We start from the raw sequence: 18,816 nt of genomic DNA, 5'->3' as shown, positions 1-18,816 counted from the left end.
CGACATCTCGAAGCGTGAGGAACGGCCGCGTCCGCTGTCCCGGGAAGAACCGCAGTTCAGCAGGTCGGGTGACCTGCGAGGTTAAACGCCAAGCTAAAGCGGTGCTCACCCGCCAGCCAGCTCAGGGCAAGGCAGAGAAGCTGGCGGACTGGTCGAGGTGAAACGGCGAGCCCGCGCGAGTGGGCACCCAACCCTGTCGTAGGGCGGATGCAATGGCATTGGCGACATCGGAGGGCAGTACCGGGTTACCCAGGCCTCCAAGCCAGTTGCTGAGGTGAGGCTGGTTCGTGATGACGACGAGAGTCGTCCCGGGACAATCCGCATGCTCCACGGCGTAAGTGCACGGCGACCAGCAGAGAGCCTGGCTATAGGTGGGTCTGCGTCGCAGCCGCCAGCGGTAGACCGTGCCGTCGACGACTATGCGCCGTGCTCCCTTGCGCCCCAGTGCCATATCTGCCCCCTTCGATCCCGGAATGCTAGCGAACCCAGCTCAACGAAGGCCCGGTGCGATATTCGGGCCGTCTCTGGGCCGTCCAAGGTCGGCCAACGCCGACCAACAACGGCAGAAGCCCACGGCATCTGAACTGGTCAGAGCCGTGGGCTTCTTCAGTCTCGCTGGTCAGCCGGACCGGTGATCAGTAGACCGGCTTGTGCGGCTCGATCTGGTTGACCCAGCCGATCACGCCGCCGCCGACGTGCACGGCGTCCGCGAAGCCCGCGGACTTCAGCACGGCGAGGACTTCCGCACTGCGGACACCCGTCTTGCAGTTCAGGACGATCTTCTTGTCCTGCGGGAGGCTCTCCAGGGCGGAGCCCATGAGGAACTCGTTCTTCGGGATCAGCCGGGCGCCCGGGATGGAGACGATCTCGAACTCGTTCGGCTCGCGGACGTCGATGATCTCGATGTTCTCACCGTCGTCGATCCACTCCTTGAGCTGCTTGGGAGTGATCGTCGAATCCGCGGCCGCCGCCTGGGCCTCCTCGGAGACGACGCCGCAGAAGGCCTCGTAGTCGATGAGTTCGGTGACGGTCGGGTTCTGGCCGCAGACCGCGCAGTCGGGGTCCTTGCGGACCTTGACCTGGCGGTACTGCATCTCCAGGGCGTCGTAGATCATCAGGCGGCCGACCAGCGGCTCGCCGATGCCCGCCAGGAGCTTGATGGCCTCGTTGGCCTGGATGGAGCCGATGGACGCGCACAGCACGCCCAGGACGCCACCCTCGGCGCAGGAGGGGACCATGCCGGGGGGCGGCGGCTCCGGGTAGAGGCAGCGGTAGCAGGGGCCGTGCTCGGACCAGAAGACGGAGGCCTGCCCGTCGAAGCGGTAGATCGAACCCCATACGTACGGCTTGTTCAGCAGCACGCAGGCGTCGTTGACCAGGTACCGGGTCGCGAAGTTGTCCGTGCCGTCGACGATCAGGTCGTACTGGCTGAAGATCTCCTTCACGTTGTCGGCCTCGAGCCGCTCCTGGTGAAGGACCACGTTCACGTACGGGTTGATGCCCTTGATGGTGTCGCGCGCGGACTCGGCCTTGGGGCGGCCGATGTCGGACTGGCTGTGGATGACCTGGCGCTGCAGGTTCGACTCGTCCACCTCGTCGAACTCCACGATGCCGAGCGTGCCGACGCCCGCCGCGGCCATGTACATCAGACCCGGCGAACCCAGCCCGCCGGCACCCACAAAGAGCACCTTGGCGTTCTTCAGCCGCTTCTGCCCGTCCATCCCCACGTCGGGGATGATCAGGTGGCGGGAGTACCTGCGGACCTCGTCTACGGTGAGCTCGGGAGCGGGCTCGACCAGGGGTGGCAGCGACACGGGGACTCCGTTGGTCGGTCAAACACTACGGTTGTTCTTCTCGTAACACTGCCACGGCCTTCTTCATTCCGAGACACCTCGTCCGATCCGCGAGACGATTTCGTCCCAGTAACCGGGCATGTCCTCCCAGGGGGCGGCCGTGCCGTCGCGGTCGGAGCGGTCGGTGAACCAGATGGTCGCCGCCCCCTGCCAGCGGGCGATGCGCAGCGCCTCGTCGAGGTGGCCGCGCGGGACGCCGTGCACGAAGTGGCAGAAGCGCTCGGGCGGATAGTCGGCGGTCCACTCCGCGGCCTGCGACCAGCGGTAGTCGCTCCACGGGCCGCGGAAGGTCACCAGTTGGTCGGCGTTCTCGGCGTAGCCGGGGTGCGGGTGGGTGCCGTGGCCGAGGACGATATGGGCATCGTCACGCACGGCCCGCAGCGCGTCGATCGTACGGCGGACCTCGGGCAGCCCGGCGCGGTCGGCGGGGCAGCGGTCCAGCAGGAAGCCGTCGGCCCGGTACCACTCGAGGTACCGCCGCGCTTCGGAGATCAGCTCGGTGAAGGACCGGGCGCCGTGCGCGGCGTCGAGGTGGCCGAGGACGCGGACGCCCGCGTTGCGCAGCCTTCCCGCCGCGTCCAGACAGTGCGGGTCGGGCTGGACGCCGGGACCGTCGGCGACGTTGAGGACAACCCAGTGCAGGGGCGTGCCGGGCCGGTTGAGTTCGCTCCACTCGGCCGGGGCAAGAAGGGGGTGGGCCCAGCCGGGGACACCGAGTCCGGTGCGCAGTCCGGTGCTCGAGATGCCCACCGGGGTGCTGGTCAGATACGGCATGCCGCCTCCATCCAGATGTCGGCCAGGGACTCTTCGAGGTTGATCCGGGGCCGCCAGCCGAGCCGGTCGCGGGCGGTGCGCACATCCGCCTGCTGCCAGCTGCCGCAGCCGTCGGGGTACGGATACGCGACCGGGACGGGATGGTCCGACTCGGTCCGGGGGTGCCCGATGGCGACCCTGAGATGGCCGCCGGGCGGGCCGTCGAGTTCGTGCAGGGCGCCTCCGTATCCGGCGACGCGGGCGAGGATCGCCGCGGCGTCGCGCAGCCGTACGGCACGGCCCGAGCCGATGTTGATGACGCCCTGGGCGGCCGAGAGGGAGGCGGCGTGAACGGCGCGGGCCACGTCGCGGACGTCGACGAAGTCGCGCTGGACGCCGAGACCGCCGAGTTTGAGGTCGCTGTCGCCGGACTGCATGGCGCGGCGCATGGCCTCGGCGAGCCGGCCGAGCGGCGAGCCGGCCGGGGTGCCGGGTCCGGCGGGCGAGAAGACACGGAGCACGACGGCGTCGAGGCCGGAGCCGAGAACCAGTTCGGTGGCGGCGAGCTTGCTGACACCGTACGGGCCGCCGGGGCGGGGTACGGCGTCCTCGGCCGTGGAGGAGCCGGGCTGGCTGGGGCCGTACTCGGAGCTGCAGCCGACCTGCACCAGGCGGGCGCCGCAGCCGCTGCGGCGCAGGGCCTCGCAGACGGTGGCGACGGCGACGGTGTTGTGCCGGGTGAGGTCGCGCGCGCCGCCGCGGGTGGCGCCCGCGCAGTTGACGACGACGCCGGGGTGGACCGCGTCCAGGAAGCGGGTGAGCGCTCCGGGGCTGCCGGCCGCGAGGTCGAAGCGGACGTCGGCGTCGTCGCCGCGGCCCAGCGCGGTGAGCTGGACGGCCGGGTCGGCGAGCAGACGGTCGGCGACGAAACGGCCGAGGTATCCGTTGGCTCCGATCAGCAGAACCCTCATCGGGCGGCTCCCGGGGTGTGCGCTCCGGTGGCTCCGGATGCTCCGGACGCTCCGGATCGGGCGGTGATCATTTGGTGTTCTCCTTCTGGCGGGTGGTGCGACGGGCTCCGGCGGTGGGTCGGGGGCCTGCGTCGGCTCAAGTGCCTGCGGCCGGCGGGGAAACGCGGGCGGCACCCGTGGCTGCGGCCGTGCGGGGGCACGCAGGGGTGATCGGGACCGGCCCCGTGTCCCTCACGGCTGCGACTCCTCTCGCGCATGGGCGGAGGCTCGGGTCAGCGTGCGGGTCGCGTGCAGGAGGAGGGCCAGGGCGGCGGTTCCGCAGACGAGGGCGGGTACGCCACCGGGGCCCCAGGCGGCCACGAGGGTGTCGACAGGGGTGGCGAGGGCACCGCAGCCGGGGAGGCGGGCGGTGAAGACACTGGCCTGGGCCGCCGCTTCGGCCGCGGCCGCGGAGCCGAGGGCGACGGCCGGGGCGTGTGTGAAGCCGTGCGTGGTGAGGAGGCGCGCGAGCAGCAGCAGCGCGCCCAGCGTGAGGGCCGGGGCGTAGCCGGCGGGCTCGTCCAGGATCGCGCCGCACACCGCGAGCAGGGCGGCCAGGGCGCACAGGAACAGGCCGAACGCGCCGAGCAGCAGGGGCCGTACGGACGCGGCGAACTCCTCGAGGCCCCGGCTGGCGGTCACCTTGCGCCGGGCGCCCACGGCGAAGAGGTGCGCGGTCCAGGCCGCTGGTCCGCAGGCCAGGGCGAGGGCCAGCACGGGGGCGGTGGTCAGGGGCCAGGGCCCGGCCGCTGTGCCGTCGGGCAGCCCGTCGGGCCCGCCGCCGACGGCCGCGCCGAGCAGGCCGTCGCCGAGGAGGGCGTAGCCGAGGAGCCAGCACGTCCACGTGCGCGTGCCGGGCGTGTGCGGGCCCGGAAGCGTGCGCTCCTCGGCGCTCAGCGGGCCACGCCGGAGTACGGCGCGCAGGCCCAGGCCCACGGCCACGACACCGAGCGCGGCGACGGCCAGCCGTGTCCGGCCCTCGGTCAGGCGCAGCCCGGCCACGGCGGCGGCGCACAGGGCACCGGGCAGCAGGCCGAACGCGGCCCGGCCGAGGCCCAGCCGGGGTAAGGCGGCGGCCTCGTGCCGCGGGGGTGTCTCGGCGTCTCGGCTGATCCGGGCGTACATCTCCTCGGCGAGGGAGAAGACGTCACGGTGGCGGAAGCGGGCGGCAGTGCGGTCGGTGACGCCGTGCGCCTCCAGGCCCGCGGCGATCTCCAACGGGTCGACGGCCCTTTCGCACAGCTCGCGGTGACGGTGCATCAGCACCTTGACCGGGTCGGCCGCACCGCGCCGGGAGGGCAGGGAGGGGCTCTGGTCGAGGGCGGGCCCGCCGAAACCGTCGGCCGGACCACCCTGGCCGGTCGGGGTGCCGAGGTCGTCCCCTGTTCTCGGGCCGCTCATCGGGAAGCCTCCGTGGTGGTCGTGGGGGCCGCGCACCCCGTCGGTGAGCCGGTGGCCCAGCTGGGGCGCGAGCGTGCCGCGACGTGGTCCACGGCCCGGGTCCAGCGGCCGGGCACGTGGGCCTCGGCGGGCGCGGCGAACGGAAGGGGCTCGCCGGTCTCGTCGAGGACGACGCGCTGGACCGGACAGTGCGAGACGACCTCCAGGTAGATGCCGTGGAACGCCGCGATGTTCTGCTCGATGGTGAACAGTTCGAGTGCGCGGGCGCGGGCGGCGGCGCCCAAGCGCGCACGGCGCTCGGGGTCGCGCAGCAGGTTCACGCACACCTCGGCGAGCGCCCGCGGATTGCGCGGGGGCACGACGACCCCGGTGCCGCCGACGATCTCGACGACCGCGCCGACGTCCGTGGAGACGGTCGCTCGGCCGCAGAGCATGGCCTCGACCAGGCCGAGCGGGAAGCCCTCGACCACGCTCGACAGGACGACCACGGCGCCCGAGGCGTAGGCGTCGGCGAGGGTCGGCACCTCCGGGTCGCCGATCTCCTCGAAGGACACCGGGTTGTGCCCGACGGTGTGCGGGCCCTCGGCCTCGTCGGGGAAGAGCTGGGCGGCGAGCGCCCTGCAGTGGCCCAGGTAGGCGGCGCCGTCGGAGCCGGTTCCCGCGCTGACGAGCCGCAGCCGTGCCTTCGGTTCCTGCTTGCGCACCTCGGCGAAGGCGTGCAGCAGGGACACCAGGTCCTTGGCCGGCCCGACACGGCCGACCCACACGAGCGTGTCCGGGTCGGCGGCCTCCGGCGACTCCCCGGCCTCGGCGAAGGGGGCGGCGTCCATGCCCGGGTGGATGGTGCGCAGCTTGGCGCGGTCGGCGCCGCAGCGCTCCTGCCAGCGGCGGGCGTGCGCGTTGCCGTGGGTGACGACGGCGGCCCGCCGGTAGACCTCGGCGGCGAGACTGCCGTGGAAGGCGGCGAGCAGGGCCCGCACGGCCGGGGCGGTCCCGTCGGCGCCGGTGGCGAGGTAGTGCGCGCGCAGGTGCACGCCGTACTCGGTGACCAGCAGGGGCACGCCGGTGAAGTGGCGGGCGAGCAGTCCGGACAGGGCCGCCGTGCCGCCGGCCGCAGCGTGGCAGAGGTCGGTGGCGCCGAGGCCGTCGTCCTCGTACCAGTCGAGCGACAGCGGGCTCAGCGCCTGCCGCAGGTGCGCGGCGACCGCGAGCAGATCAGGGACGCGGGCCTCGCGCGCCGCCCGCGGTGCGCCGGGCGCTCGGCAGGCGCGTTCCAGCGCGCGGACGGCGGCTTCCGAGCGCAGGGCGCCCGCCAGTCCGCCCTCGTCGCGGGCGAGTTCGGCGAGGCCGTACAGCCCGCTGCTGAAACGGTCCGCCTCGATTTCGGCACCGTCCGTGGCCGCGGCCCTGCCGGGCTCGCCGAACTCGCGCAGATCGCCGCCGCTCGCCGCGACCAGCGCCGACGCCAGCTCCCCGTAGCACTCGGCGAAGCGCCGGCGCGCACGCCGTCCGTACACGGTCCCGTCGTCCTCGGCCGCCCACGGGGACGCGGTGCGGACCCGGCTGACCTGGGGCGGCAGCGGCACCCAGCCCTCGTCCTCCTGCTGCCGGCTGCGGCTGAGCGCGTAGAGGTCGAACTCGTGCCGTTCGAGCCCGCGCACGAGCCGTTCGCACCAGAGTCCGGCGTCACCGCTCACATACGGATAGCCACCCTCCGTCACCAGTCCGATGCGCACGCGTGCACCCCCGATCTCCCGTCTGTCCCGTGTGGGGAGCCGCCGTCGCACCGGCGGCTCGCAGCGGGACGAACGTATGCGGACATGACGGTGGCGCGATGGACGGTTGTCCATCACGCCACCAAAAGGGGTGAACAGTCGTAACTTTCCCGGACGAACGACGTTCCGTCGCGCTAGGAGATCGACCGGACACGAACCGTCACGCCGCGGTCCGGTCCGGCCGTCCTCCGGTCAATTCCCCGGATAGGGCCAGGCGTTGGGCAGGCAGTGGATTCCGTCGTGGTCGAGGAACTTCGTCTGCTGCTGCATGACGGGCGCCGGCGCGCCGTCCTTGTCACAGGTGACGTGGCCGTAGCCGAGCCGGTGGCCGACCTCGTGATTGATCAGCATTTGCCGGTAGGCGTACATCTCGTCGCCGTAGGTCTTGGAGCCCTGCGCCCACCGGTAGGCGTTGATCATCACGCGTTCGGTGGCGGCCGAGTCGCAGGAGACGTTGTCCACGGTGGTGTCCAGGCCGGACTTGGCGCACCAGGTGGCGGTGGTGCCCGGGCTGGCGAGTGTGATGACGAAGTCGGGGCGGCCGGAGGAGATGCGCTCGAAGGTGCGGGCACCGTTGTGGGCCCAGCTGCGGTGGTCGTTGAGCGTCTTCTGCACGGCCGCGGCGAAGTGCTCGCCGTCCAGGCCGAGGCCCTGCTCCACGTCGACGCGGTAGGTGTACTTGCGTCCCGTGCCGGGCGCCTTGGCGAAGCCCGGGACCGCGTCGAACCGGCCGGAGCCCTTCAGTGCGGGGCTGAGCGGGTACTTCGTGCTCATCTTCTGGTCGTACGTCAGTGCCGACACGTTCGGCGGCGCGAGCGGGGCCGCCTTGCCGTCCGCGCCCGCGATGTCGGCGGTGCCGGGCCCCGCCCGGTCGGTCGCGGACCGGGAAAGCACCCCGGCGCCGGACTGATCCTCGGCGACCTGTCCGGCGACGACGACGGCGAGCACGGTGGTGACGGCGGCGGCCGCTATGCCGGTGAACGTCTTCCCCTTGGTCGCGGTCCCCCGTGCGGACTCGCCGGCCGGTTGTGCGGCGTCGTCGTCCCCGCCGTCCACCGCGTCCTGCCCGGCCGGAGCGGAGGGCGGCGCCACGGACGGGTTCGCGGTGCTCGCGTCACCGCGGGGCCGGGGGGTGAAGACGTCGTCGTCCTCGTCGAAGGCGTCGAGGTAGTCCTGCCGCGGCCCGGCGGGCGACGCCCGCCGCTGCCGGGGAATCGGAGCGCGGGTACGCACGGAGGCGGCGGTGGGAGCGGCGGAGCCGCCGAGGCGCGTCGAGCTGCCGAGACCGGCGGCCGTCGGCCCCTGCGCCCCGCTCCCGTTCATGGCTTGCGCTCCCAACTGCCCCCAGCCGCCACCGGTTTCCCGCTGCTCCGGGTGCCCACCTCGAACCGGCGGAATCCCGCCGGCCGGGGTCCCGTCGGGCAACCGCGGAACCCCATGAGCCGGTGTGCCGTCGGCAAGTCGGGGAACGCCCCGCGCCGGAGTGCCGGTGCCGTCGGCGAAACGCGGCGGCCCGTCCTGGAAGCGGGGCCCGCCGTCGGCCGGGCCCGCGGAGGTGGTCCACTGTCCGAGTACCGGGCCGGGGTTCGGCACCGAACCCGGCCCCGGCCGACCGCCCGGACCGTGCCAGGGCTCGGCGCCATCCCGGTTCTCACGGGCGTCCCAGCGCTCCGGACCGCCGTGCGGCCCGTGGCCGTCCCGTGGCCCGCGGCCGTCCCGTGGTCCGTACCCGTACCCCTCCTGGGGTGCGCGGCCGTCCCGGCCGGTGCTCGTGCTCTCGGTCCTGCCCTTGGGCGCGGGCCCGCGGCGGCTGTGGCGTCCCACGTCGGCCCTCAGCCCCCCGCACCCGCGCCGGAGGAGGCTCCGCCGCCGGCCTCCGGGCCGGAAGCACCACCGACCGCCCCGGCGCCGGAAGCGCCACCGCCGGTCCGCGCGCCGGAAGTCCGGCCGGCCGTCTCGGCCCTGGAAGCCCCACGGCCGGCTTCGGCACCGACGGACTCGGTCCGTACGCCGCCGTCACCCCCGGCCCCGGCGGCCGCTCCCGGTTCCGTCATCGATCCGGCCTCCAACTCTCCCGTGTCCAGCAGTAATTCGCGGAACGCGGTAGCCACGGTCTCCGGGTACTCCATCATCGCCACATGGCCGGCGTCCGGCAGGGTGAGGAGGCGGGAGTCGCGGAAGGCACGGGCCGCCCGCTGCGCCATCCGGAAGCCGACGAGCTGGTCACGGCCGCCGTAGATCAGCAGCGTGGGCGCGAGGACCCGCGCGGCCTGCCGCCACAGGCCGTGCTGACCACCCAGTGTGTACGCGTCCACGATCCCGCGCGCGGAGCGCGACATCGCGTCCCAGAAGTATGGCAGTTGAAGCCGCCGCTCCATCTCCTGCACCGCGTTGCGGAACCCCTCGGGCGTCACCCGCCCCGGGTCGCCGTAGCAGAGGGCCATGACCCCGCGGACCCGCTGCTCCGCCGTCCACTCCCGGGTGAGCCGGGTGAACAGGGCGGTCACGCCGGGTACCGCGAGCAGGCCGGTCGGCACGGCGGTGCGCTGCACCCGGAGTTCGGGCAGCGCGGGCGAGACGAGCGCGAGCGTCCGCACGAGATCGGGCCGCAGCGCCGCGACGCGCGTGGACACGGCGCCGCCCAGCGAGTTGCCCATCAGGTGCACCGGTCCGCGGCCGGAGGCGTCGAGGAAGCGGATCACCGCGCGCGCGTGCCCGGTGACGGAGTAGTCGCCGTCGTCCGGTGGCGGGGAGTCGCCGAAGCCCGGCAGGTCGACCGCCTCGCCGTCGACGAGACCGTCGAGCAGCTGCATCAGGGCGGACCAGTTCCGGGAGGAGCCACCGAGGCCGTGCACGTACAGCGCGGGCGGCAGTCCCTCCCGCGCGGGCGGCCGCGTGCGTACCGACAGTGTGATCCCCGGCAGTTCGACCGAGCGCAGCCGTTCGCCCTCCTCGACCCCGACGGGCGTCACCCGCGGAAAGACGTTGGCGGGCGGCACGAAGGGCAGCTCGGTCGAAGACATGCGGGCAATGTTACGAGACGATCACGTAGCGACTCATGTGTTCGCCTGTGTTCGCGGTCACAGATTGTGCGCGGACAGGACCGCCGATCGGGCCGCGGATCGCATAGCGTCGCCATCGGGTGTCTCATACGCTCATAACAGAGGGCACCCGCCCATGACCCCTGCTTCTTCCAGGGACATCCGCAGGGACATTCCGCAGGAAGGGAGCCCAGCATGGCATTCGACCCCACCGATCCCGAGACGTTCGAGGACGACGGCGCCACGGAGATCGCCGTCGAGGCCCCGGAGGGCGACGCCGCCGAGCAGCACGCGGACGTCGCGCCGGACCACGACGAACCCCTCACCGGGGACCCGGACAGCGCCAACGAGGCCGACCTCATCGAACAGGCGCGGGTCGTCTCCATCGACGAGGACGACTACCGGTGAGGAACGGGGCGGACGGGGTGGCGCATGAGGCGACGCTCGGGACGCGCGGCGGGAGAGACCGCCGCTGAGCAGGAGCGGAGGGTTATGCCCACCTTGAGCCCGTTTGAAACACTCTATGCCGCTTTTGTCGCCGTCCGGTCCGTGAAATCCTGCGCTCGCACCGCGCACACCACGGTTACCGAAAAGTACGATGGCGGCGCGGCGCACACCGCATGTGGACGACTTTGGGAGGCGGCGTGACAGCCATCGAGCAGACAGAGGCGGCACGCCCGCGAGGCACGCGCCTGCCGCGCCGTGCCCGACGGAACCAGCTGCTGGGCGCCGCCCAGGAAGTCTTCGTGGCACAGGGCTACCACGCGGCCGCGATGGACGACATCGCCGAGCGCGCCGGCGTCAGCAAGCCGGTGCTCTACCAGCACTTCCCGGGCAAGCTCGACCTCTACCTCGCCCTGCTGGACCAGCACTGCGAGGCGCTCATCCAGTCGGTACGGGGCGCGCTCGCCTCGACCACCGACAACAAGCAGCGCGTGCGCGCCACGATGGACGCGTACTTCGCCTACGTCGAGGACGACGGCGGCGCCTTCCGGCTGGTCTTCGAATCGGACCTGACGAACGAGCCGGCGGTGCGCGAGCGCGTCGACAAGGTCACCAACGAGTGCGCCGAGGCGATCTGCGACGTCATCGCGGAGGACACCGGCCTCTCGCGCGCGGAGTCGATGCTGCTGGCCTCGGGCCTCGGCGGACTCGCCCAGGTGGTGGCCCGCTCCTGGCTGCACAGCGACCGCAGCGTCCCCCGCGACCAGGCGGTCCAGTTGCTGGCGTCCCTGGCGTGGCGCGGCATCGCCGGCTTCCCGCTGCACGGCGCCGAGCAGCACCACTGAGCGCCGGCGGCACCACCGCACCCCGCCGGGGCACCGCCGTACGGGGGTTCTGTTCCCGCGGGCTGTTCGCTCCTGGCGTTCCCGGGCGGAGCGTGCTCGTCCCCTCACCGGGCTAATGTGTGCTGGTACGGCGCGGAAGGTCGCGCACTTCACTGACCGTCGGAGGGACATAGCCGTGGAGGTCAAGATCGGCGTGCAGCACGCGCCCCGCGAGATCGTTCTGGAGAGCGGTCAGACCGCCGAGGAGGTCGAGCGGGCGGTGTCCGAGGCGCTGGCCGGGAAGTCGCAGCTGCTGACCCTCGTCGACGAGCACGGCCGCAAGGTGCTGGTACCGGCCGACCGCCTCGCGTACGTGGAGCTCGGTGAGCCGGCCCCGCGCAAGGTGGGCTTCGGCGCGCTGTAGTCGCCGCGTCACGGACGACGGGAGGGGCCCGGCGGTGGAGAACCGCCGGGCCCCTCCCGTGTCTCCCTGTCACGGGTGGCGCTTTCACGGGTGGCGCACAATGCGCTCACAGGGAGGGTTGCATTCCGCAGGTCAGGGGTATGACCGGCTACGACCGCCAGGCACCGGCCGATCGTGTGGGAGGGAACTGACATGTTCTTGGAAACGCTCGGCTCGGCGCTGATCGGCCTGCTGTTCGGCTGGACCGCGTTCCACCGGCTGTCCCACCGTCTGCCGTCCCGTCTCCTGGTGCAGTCGACCGGTGTCGCGGGGGGCCTCTTCGGTGGTTTCGTCACGCACAGCGCGCTGGGCTCCGGCAGCCTGCTGCCGACGCTGCTCGGCGCGGTGGTCGTCTCGGCCGCCTCGCTTTCCCTGCTGGTACGCCCCGCGGGAAGACTGCGCCGGCGGTCGGCGCCGGCCTGATCCGACGCCGACGGCGGCGCACCCCTTGACCACGCCTCCCGGCAGTCCTACGCGGCCAGCCCCAGCGCTGCCATCCGCTTGGTGTGCGCCTCGGTGATCCGCGAGAACATCCTGCCGACCTCGGCGAGGTCGAAGCCGTCCGCGACGCCGCCGACGAGCATCGTGGACAGCGCGTCCCGGTCGGCCACGACCCGCTGGGACTGCGACAGGGCCTCGCCCATCAGCCGCCGCCCCCACAGCGCGAGCCGGCCGCCCACGCGCGGGTCCGCGTCGATCGCCGCGCGCACCTTCTCCACCGCGAAGCCGGCGTGCCCGGTGTCGTCCAGGACGGCCAGGACCAGCTCGCGCGTGTCGGAGTCCAGACGGACGGCGACCTCCCGGTAGAAGTCGCTGGCGATCGAGTCGCCGACGTAGGCCTTGACGAGCCCTTCCAGCCAGTCCGAGGGCGCCGTCTGCCGGTGGAAGCCGTCGAGCGCGGCCACGAACGGCTCCATCGCGAGCGTCGGCTCCTCGCCGATCTCCGTGAGCCGGTCGCGCAGCCGCTCGAAGTGGTGGAACTCGGCCGACGCCATCTTCGCCAGCTCGGCCTTGTCCGCGAGGGTGGGCGCCAGCTTGGCGTCCTCCGCGAGCCGTTCGAACGCCGCGAGCTCTCCGTACGCGAGCGCGCCGAGCAGGTCCACGACCGCGGCGCGGTACTGCGGGTCGGCGGCGGCCGTCGCCCAGTCCTGGGCGGCGATGCCGGTGGGTTCGGCGGGCGTGTCGGAGGCGTTGTCAGACTTGTCAGAGCTCGTCATGAAGCGCACAATAGCCCGCTCTCCGCGCCTGCGATGGACCTGATCAACCAGTGTGACGACGACTACGTGACCGAATCGGCCATCACGTGTGCGTGTTTCCGGGGTATGGTGGTAATGCGCCTGCTGAGTACGCCGACGTGTTTCGGCGTACGTCGACAGGCCGCACGCATGAGGATGCCCGGTCGGTGGCCCGATCGGCTCCGACCCGACAGCCCTCCCTGACCGTACGGCACTGTGTGTACGACGATCGGAGGGACCTCCAAGCGGTTCGAGCGCTAGAGCGTCGGCTGTGGTCCCGTGCCACACGGCCCGCCCGCGTGGGCGGCCGACGTCCCCGGCCCGGTCAGACACGACCCCCGCGCTCGCCTCGCACCGCGCACACAGAAGAGGCAGCACCCTGACTACGACGTTCCGAGAACTCGGGATCCTCCCCGAGACCGCCGAGGCCCTGGAAGCCGTCGGCATCACCACTCCCTTCCCCATCCAGGAGATGACGCTGCCCGTGGCCCTGACGGGCACGGACGTCATCGGCCAGGCCAAGACCGGCACCGGCAAGACGCTCGGCTTCGGCCTTCCGCTCCTCGAGCGTGTCACCGTCCCCGTCGACGTCGAGGCGGGCCGCGCACAGCCCGAGGCCCTCACCGACACCCCGCAGGCGCTCGTCGTCGTCCCCACGCGCGAGCTGTGCGTCCAGGTCACCAACGACCTGCTGACCGCGGGCAAGGTGCGCAACGTACGCGTCACCGCGATCTACGGCGGCCGGGCGTACGAGCCCCAGGTGGAGGCCCTGAAGAAGGGCGTCGACGTGGTCGTCGGCACCCCGGGCCGTCTGCTGGACCTCGCCGGCCAGAAGAAGCTGAACCTGAAGCACGTCAAGTGCCTGGTGCTCGACGAAGCCGACGAGATGCTCGACCTGGGCTTCCTGCCCGACGTCGAGAAGATCATCGACATGCTGCCGGCCAGGCGGCAGACCATGCTGTTCTCGGCCACCATGCCGGGCGCGGTCATCGGTCTGGCCCGCCGCTACATGTCGCAGCCGACGCACATCCGCGCCACCGCGCCGGACGACCAGGGCGCGACGGTCGCGAACATCAAGCAGTTCGTCTACCGCGCGCACTCGCTCGACAAGCCGGAGATGGTCGCCCGCATCCTCCAAGCCGATGGCCGCGGACTGGCGATGATCTTCTGCCGGACGAAGCGCACGGCCGCCGACATCGCCGAGCAGCTCCAGCGCCGTGGCTTCGCCTCCGGCTCGGTCCACGGCGACCTCGGCCAGGGCGCCCGCGAGCAGGCGCTGCGCGCCTTCCGCAACGGCAAGGTCGACGTGCTCGTCTGCACCGACGTCGCCGCCCGCGGCATCGACGTCGAGGGCGTCACACACGTCGTCAACTACCAGTCGCCCGAGGACGAGAAAACGTACCTGCACCGCATCGGCCGTACCGGCCGCGCGGGCGCGAAGGGTACGGCGATCACGCTCGTCGACTGGGACGACATCCCGCGCTGGCAGCTCATCAACAAGGCGCTGGAGCTGGACTTCAACGACCCGATCGAGACGTACTCCACCTCGCCGCACCTCTTCGCCGAGCTGGGCATCCCCGAGGGCACCAAGGGCGTCCTGCCGCGCTCGGAGCGCACCCGCGCCGGGCTGGAGGCGGAGGAGCTGGAGGACCTCGGCGAGACCGGCGGTCGCGGTGCACGCGGTCGCGGTGGCCGGGGCGGCCGTGGCGAGGCACGCTCGGCGGACCGTGAGCGTTCGGCGGACCGCGAGCGCCCGGCGCGTACGCCGCGCCGCCGTCGCCGCACCCGTGGCGGCGCTCCGTTGGACCCGGCAGCGGTCACGCCGGCCGACGGCACGTCGGCCGATGCCGTGCCGGTCGAGTCCGCGGTCGCGGAAGAGGCATCCACCACGCGCGCTCCGCGCCGCCGGCGTCGTCTGCGCGGCGGTACGACGGCGCAGCCGGTCGCGGCCGGCGAGCCGACGACACCGTCCGAGCCCGCTGAGCCTGTCGAGTCCGCAGAGTCCGCAGAGTCCGCGGTGACGACGGCCGAGGGCCCCGCCCTCGACGCCACCGAGGCACCCGCGAAGCCGCGCCGCCGCCGTACCCGCAAGTCGGCGGAGCAGACGGTCACGACGGCCCCGGCCGAGACCGTGACCGAGGTCGCCCCGGAACCGGCGGCTCCGGCCGAGACCGGCGCCGAGACGGCCCTGGACACGGTCGAGTCCACCACGGACCAGCCGGAGGCCAAGCCGCGCCGCCGCACCCGCAAAGGGGCCACCGCGCCGGAAGCCGCCGTGGACACCGCCGAGGGCACCACCGTCGAGGCGGAGAGCAAGCCCCGTCGCCGCACTCGCAAGGCCACGGCCACCACGGACGCGCCGGAAGCCGCTGCCGAGGCCAAGCCGCGCCGCACCCGCAAGGCCGCCGAAACGGTCGCCGCGGAGATCCCGGCGCAGGTGGCCGACGGGCCGGACAGCGCCGCCGAGGCGGCGGCCGACGTCGCCGAGGGTGCGGAGGCCAAGCCGCGCCGCCGCACCCGCAAGGCGGCCACCGCGCCGGAAGCCGCCGTGGACACCGCCGAGGGCACCACCGGCGAGGCGGAGACCAAGCCGCGTCGCCGCACCCGCAAGGCCGCCGAGACGGCCGACGCACCCGTCACCGACGAGGCCACGGCAGTCAAGCCCCGCCGCACCCGCAAGGCCACGGCCACCGCGGACGCGCCGGAAGCCGCCGTGGACACCGCCGAGGCCAAGCCCCGCCGCACCCGGAAGACGGTCGCGGCGACGGCGGAGGCCGAGGCGGAGGCCAAGCCGCGTCGCCGTACCCGCAAGGCCGCCGAGGCCCCCGCGGAGGCCGTCGACATGGCTGTGAGCACGGCCGCCGAGCCGAAGCCGCGCCGTACGCGCAAGACGGCGGCCGCCGCCAAGGCAGCGGTGGACGCCGCCGAGATCCCGGCGCAGACCACCGGGAAGACGGCAACCGCGGTGGAGTCCACGGAGGCCTGATCCAGCGCTCCAGGCGCACGTACGACCCGGCGGCCCGGCCCACTCCGTGTGGGACCGGGCCGTCGGCGTACGCGCGGGACCCGGCCGGTCCATCCCCACCGCCGACCGGTTCACCCGAACCGCCATCCCCACGCCCCCGAGGACGCCGTGCCCGATAGCCTCGGCGCATGAGCAGGCCTCCTACGTTCGACCCGCCGCCCGGGGCGCGCGCCTACCGGCTGCGCACCGCGCGCGGCGAGTTCGCCGTGGTCGACGCGCCCGTCGCGGCCGGTGCCGAGCCGCGGGGCACCGCGCTGCTGCTGCCGGGGTTCACCGGGAGCAAGGAGGACTTCAACCCGCTGCACGAGCCGCTCGCGGCGCGCGGGTACCGCACGGTGGCCGTGGACGGCCGCGGACAGTTCGAGTCGGACGGACCGGTGGACGACGACTCCGCGTACGACCAGAGGGAACTCGCCCGGGACGTCCTCGCGCAGGCGGAGGCGCTCGGCACGCCGCTGCATCTGCTCGGGCACTCGCTGGGCGGGCAGATCGCACGCGCGGCCGTGCTCCTCGACCACTCCCCCTTCGTCTCGCTCACCCTGATGGCCTCCGGCCCGGCGCAGATCTCCGCCTCCCAGCAGCAGCGCGTGAAACTGCTGCGGGACGCGCTCGGCGTGATGTCGATGGCCGAGGTGTGGGAGGTCATCCAGGCGATGGAAACGCCCGAGGAGACCGACACCGGCGCCGGACTCGACGCGGGCCTCGACGACCGCGCGGACCTGCGCCGCCGCTGGCTGGGCCACAAGCCCGCCCAACTCCTGGCGACCGGGCTCCAGTTGTGCACCGAGCCGGACCGCGTCGCCGAACTCGCCGCCCTGCCACTGCCGTTCCACGTGCTCTCGGGCGCGCGGGACGACACCTGGCCGGTGCCGCTCCTGGACGACATGGCCCGGCGGCTGGGCGCCCGGCGCACGGTCGTCGAGGGGGCCGAGCACTCCCCCAACTGCGACCAGCCGCTCGCCACCGCCCGCGCCCTCGCCGGCTTCTGGGACACCGCCACCGAACCGCCGGAGGACCGGACAGGCGCCTAGAACTGCGTCTGAAGGTGCTCCCAGAAGCCGTCCCGCAGCGCGCGCCGCAGGTCCGCCTGGCCACGCAGGGAGTACTGGAGGATGCCCTCGGCCTCGACCAGCAGGTCCTGGTCCACCGACCCCGGCAGATACGGGTGGCCGGGGAGCAGTTCCGCCAGGGTTTCGCGGCCGCGCGCCACGAGCCACTTGGCGGCGATCTGCGCGCCCACGAAGCGGACGTTCTCGCGGGTCGGTCGGGCCGTCTGGGCGGGGTCGTACGCCGGGGCCGTGCGCCGGGAGACGTACGGCTTGAAGAACTCGAGGTCGAGGGTGCGCTGGCTGTCGACCTCCCAGAGCAGCGGCTCGGCCTGGTTGCGGGCGTCGGGAGCCTCGATGCCCCACAGGTGCACCCGGGCGCCGTAGCCCTGGGCGGCCTCCACCGCCGAGACCAGGTCCTCGTCACCGCCGAGCAGCGCGGCGTCGCTGATGGCGCGGTGCCGGGCCAGTGACTCCAGGTCCGTGCGGATGAGGGAGTCCACGCCCTTCTGCTGGTTGTTGGCGTTGAGGTTGCCCAGCCGGACCTTGACGTCCGGCAGTTCGGCGATCGACTGCTGCTCGGCGGTGTGGATGCGGCGCCGGGCGCCGTCGTACCAGTAGACGCGCAGCAGCCGGCTGTCGGCGAAGACGGTGCGGGCCCGGTCGATGAGCGCGTCGATCAGCCCCTCGGCGTCCAGGTCGAAGGCGCGGCGGTCCTCCGTCCCGGCCACCAGCCGCCCCGCCGCCGCGTAGAGGTACCCGGCGTCGACGAAGATCGCATGGGTCGAGGGCGTCTTCGCCACCTCGGCGAGCATGCGTTCCAGCAACTCGTTCGTGCGGTCGATGCGGGCGGACAGCGCCGCGAGGTCATCGTTCATCGCCTTCCATTGTCCCGGCGGTCACGCTGCGAACACAACCGGTCCCGGTCGGTCAATTGAAGCTGTCTTACCGGTCACTGATTAGACATTCGAAAAATTTCCTTAGCGTAGGGAATGTTTGCTTCGTGCAGCTCGTTGTACCCCGGTGAAGACAGTAGTTCTCCTCAGGAGGATGACCAGACGAAGGGAGAGGCAATGCGCTTCGAAATCATGCGACTCGACGAGGTCGACGGCACGCCCGTGGACTGCACCGTCGTGGACGCCGCCTCCGTCAACCGGATCGTTCAGCAGGCCGCCGCTGTCGGACAGCGGCTGTGGATCCGCCCGGCCGAGACCACGGCCTCGTAACAGCGGCCGGGACCCCGGCCTCATCACAGACGCGGACCACCGCAGAATCAGCTTCGAAGCCCCCGTACGACTGCCGTACGGGGGCTTCGCGCATGCACGCGCTCAGGCGCCCTGGATCACCTGCGTGACCCCGTTGATGATCTGCTGCACGGCGATCGCGGAGAGCATCATGCCCGCCAGCCGTGTCACCAGGACCACACCGCCGTCCTTGATGACCCGGATGATCAGTAGCGAGTAGCGCATGACCAGCCACAGCACCACGTGGATCGCGAGGATCGCCGACCACACCGAGACCTGGCCGGCCACGCTGTCGGCCTTCTGCACTGCGAGGATGACGGACACGATCGCGCCGGGACCGGCGAGGAGCGGCATGCCGAGCGGGACCAGCGCGACGTTGACGTCCTTGGTCTGCTTGGGTTCGTCCGTCTTGCCGGTGAGCAGGTCGAGCGCGATCAGCAGCAGGAGCAGTCCGCCGGCGATCATCAGCGCCGGGACGGACACGTGCAGGTAGCCCAGGATCTGGTTGCCGAGCACGCCGAAGACGGCGATGACTCCGCCGGCCACGCAGACGGCCTGGAAGGCCATCCGCTTCTGCGTCTTGGCGGGTCGTCCGGCGGTCAGCGCGAGGAAGATCGGAGTGATCCCGGGGGGATCCATGATGACGAAAAGGGTGAGGAACAGGGAACCGAAAACGGCAGCGTCGAACATCGGTGAGAAGCC

The 18,816-nt window shown here is 72.6% G+C and carries 17 protein-coding genes; 7 read left to right on the top strand and 10 right to left on the bottom strand.

The window, feature by feature from the left end; genetic code table 11:
- Positions 1-635: 635 nt before the first annotated feature.
- The 7 genes from moeZ to ACFY3J_RS36900 all read right to left on the bottom strand — a co-directional run bounded on the left by moeZ (position 636) and on the right by ACFY3J_RS36900 (position 9,815).
- Positions 636-1,814, bottom strand: a complete 1,179-nt coding sequence (moeZ, locus tag ACFY3J_RS36930; RefSeq protein WP_384171679.1) for an adenylyltransferase/sulfurtransferase MoeZ — start codon at positions 1,812-1,814, stop codon at positions 636-638.
- 63 nt (positions 1,815-1,877) lie between these two features.
- Positions 1,878-2,627, bottom strand: coding sequence for a spherulation-specific family 4 protein (locus ACFY3J_RS36925; protein ID WP_390842704.1), 750 nt, complete (start codon positions 2,625-2,627; stop codon positions 1,878-1,880).
- Positions 2,615-3,577 carry an NAD-dependent epimerase/dehydratase family protein gene (locus ACFY3J_RS36920; RefSeq protein ID WP_384171684.1) on the bottom strand — a complete coding sequence of 321 codons (963 nt, stop codon included), beginning with the start codon at positions 3,575-3,577 and terminating at the stop codon, positions 2,615-2,617. The genes ACFY3J_RS36925 and ACFY3J_RS36920 overlap by 13 nt, the downstream gene beginning before the upstream one ends.
- Positions 3,578-3,808: 231 nt before the next feature.
- A complete protein-coding gene (locus ACFY3J_RS36915) occupies positions 3,809-5,017 on the bottom strand; it encodes a hypothetical protein (protein ID WP_390842703.1) in 1,209 nt (402 codons plus the stop codon).
- Positions 5,014-6,753, bottom strand: coding sequence for a DUF3492 domain-containing protein (locus tag ACFY3J_RS36910; protein WP_384171689.1), 1,740 nt, complete (start codon positions 6,751-6,753; stop codon positions 5,014-5,016). Before ACFY3J_RS36910 ends, ACFY3J_RS36915 begins: the two co-directional genes overlap by 4 nt.
- A gap of 231 nt (positions 6,754-6,984) precedes the next feature.
- Positions 6,985-8,616 carry a DUF3152 domain-containing protein gene (locus ACFY3J_RS36905; protein ID WP_390842702.1) on the bottom strand — a complete coding sequence of 544 codons (1,632 nt, stop codon included), beginning with the start codon at positions 8,614-8,616 and terminating at the stop codon, positions 6,985-6,987.
- A gap of 8 nt (positions 8,617-8,624) precedes the next feature.
- Positions 8,625-9,815 carry an alpha/beta fold hydrolase gene (locus tag ACFY3J_RS36900; protein ID WP_390842701.1) on the bottom strand — a complete coding sequence of 397 codons (1,191 nt, stop codon included), beginning with the start codon at positions 9,813-9,815 and terminating at the stop codon, positions 8,625-8,627.
- A 213-nt stretch (positions 9,816-10,028) separates the two neighbouring features.
- Between ACFY3J_RS36900 and ACFY3J_RS36895 the strand changes: the two genes are divergently transcribed.
- From ACFY3J_RS36895 to ACFY3J_RS36880, 4 genes are all read left to right on the top strand, one after another.
- Positions 10,029-10,241 (top strand): hypothetical protein, encoded by a 213-nt coding sequence (locus tag ACFY3J_RS36895; RefSeq protein ID WP_384171698.1) that lies wholly within the window; start codon positions 10,029-10,031, stop codon positions 10,239-10,241.
- A 236-nt stretch (positions 10,242-10,477) separates the two neighbouring features.
- Positions 10,478-11,122 (top strand): TetR/AcrR family transcriptional regulator, encoded by a 645-nt coding sequence (locus tag ACFY3J_RS36890; RefSeq protein ID WP_384171701.1) that lies wholly within the window; start codon positions 10,478-10,480, stop codon positions 11,120-11,122.
- Between the two features lie 175 nt (positions 11,123-11,297).
- On the top strand, positions 11,298-11,525 hold the full coding sequence (locus ACFY3J_RS36885) for a DUF3107 domain-containing protein (RefSeq protein WP_141358638.1): 228 nt from the start codon (positions 11,298-11,300) through the stop codon (positions 11,523-11,525).
- A 192-nt stretch (positions 11,526-11,717) separates the two neighbouring features.
- Positions 11,718-11,987 (top strand): hypothetical protein, encoded by a 270-nt coding sequence (locus ACFY3J_RS36880; protein WP_361414382.1) that lies wholly within the window; start codon positions 11,718-11,720, stop codon positions 11,985-11,987.
- A gap of 47 nt (positions 11,988-12,034) precedes the next feature.
- Here the strand turns inward: ACFY3J_RS36880 and ACFY3J_RS36875 are convergent, their stop codons facing one another.
- Positions 12,035-12,781 (bottom strand): ferritin-like domain-containing protein, encoded by a 747-nt coding sequence (locus ACFY3J_RS36875; RefSeq protein WP_141358642.1) that lies wholly within the window; start codon positions 12,779-12,781, stop codon positions 12,035-12,037.
- A gap of 490 nt (positions 12,782-13,271) precedes the next feature.
- Between ACFY3J_RS36875 and ACFY3J_RS36870 the strand changes: the two genes are divergently transcribed.
- Both ACFY3J_RS36870 and ACFY3J_RS36865 read left to right on the top strand, forming a co-directional pair.
- Complete coding sequence (locus ACFY3J_RS36870) at positions 13,272-15,785, top strand: DEAD/DEAH box helicase (protein WP_390842700.1); 2,514 nt, start codon at positions 13,272-13,274, stop codon at positions 15,783-15,785.
- Between the two features lie 167 nt (positions 15,786-15,952).
- On the top strand, positions 15,953-16,855 hold the full coding sequence (locus ACFY3J_RS36865; RefSeq protein WP_390842699.1) for an alpha/beta fold hydrolase: 903 nt from the start codon (positions 15,953-15,955) through the stop codon (positions 16,853-16,855).
- Here the strand turns inward: ACFY3J_RS36865 and ACFY3J_RS36860 are convergent.
- Positions 16,852-17,748: an NYN domain-containing protein gene (locus ACFY3J_RS36860; protein WP_384171711.1), complete on the bottom strand. Its 897-nt coding sequence runs from the start codon at positions 17,746-17,748 to the stop codon at positions 16,852-16,854. The genes ACFY3J_RS36865 and ACFY3J_RS36860 overlap by 4 nt on opposite strands.
- A 195-nt stretch (positions 17,749-17,943) precedes the next feature.
- Here ACFY3J_RS36860 and ACFY3J_RS36855 point away from each other — a divergent pair, with 195 nt between their 5' ends.
- Positions 17,944-18,096: a hypothetical protein gene (locus ACFY3J_RS36855; protein ID WP_100568199.1), complete on the top strand. Its 153-nt coding sequence runs from the start codon at positions 17,944-17,946 to the stop codon at positions 18,094-18,096.
- Between the two features lie 102 nt (positions 18,097-18,198).
- On the opposite strand, the gene ACFY3J_RS36850 is transcribed toward ACFY3J_RS36855, so the two are convergent.
- Positions 18,199-18,804, bottom strand: coding sequence for a MarC family protein (locus ACFY3J_RS36850; protein WP_384171714.1), 606 nt, complete (start codon positions 18,802-18,804; stop codon positions 18,199-18,201).
- Between the last annotated feature and the right edge of the window lie 12 nt (positions 18,805-18,816).

Source organism: Streptomyces sp. NPDC001231, from assembly GCF_042896885.1.
Lineage (GTDB): Bacteria > Actinomycetota > Actinomycetes > Streptomycetales > Streptomycetaceae > Streptomyces.
The sequence above is the reverse complement of the archived record's forward strand: the minus strand, read 5'-3'. Positions and strand labels throughout refer to the sequence as shown.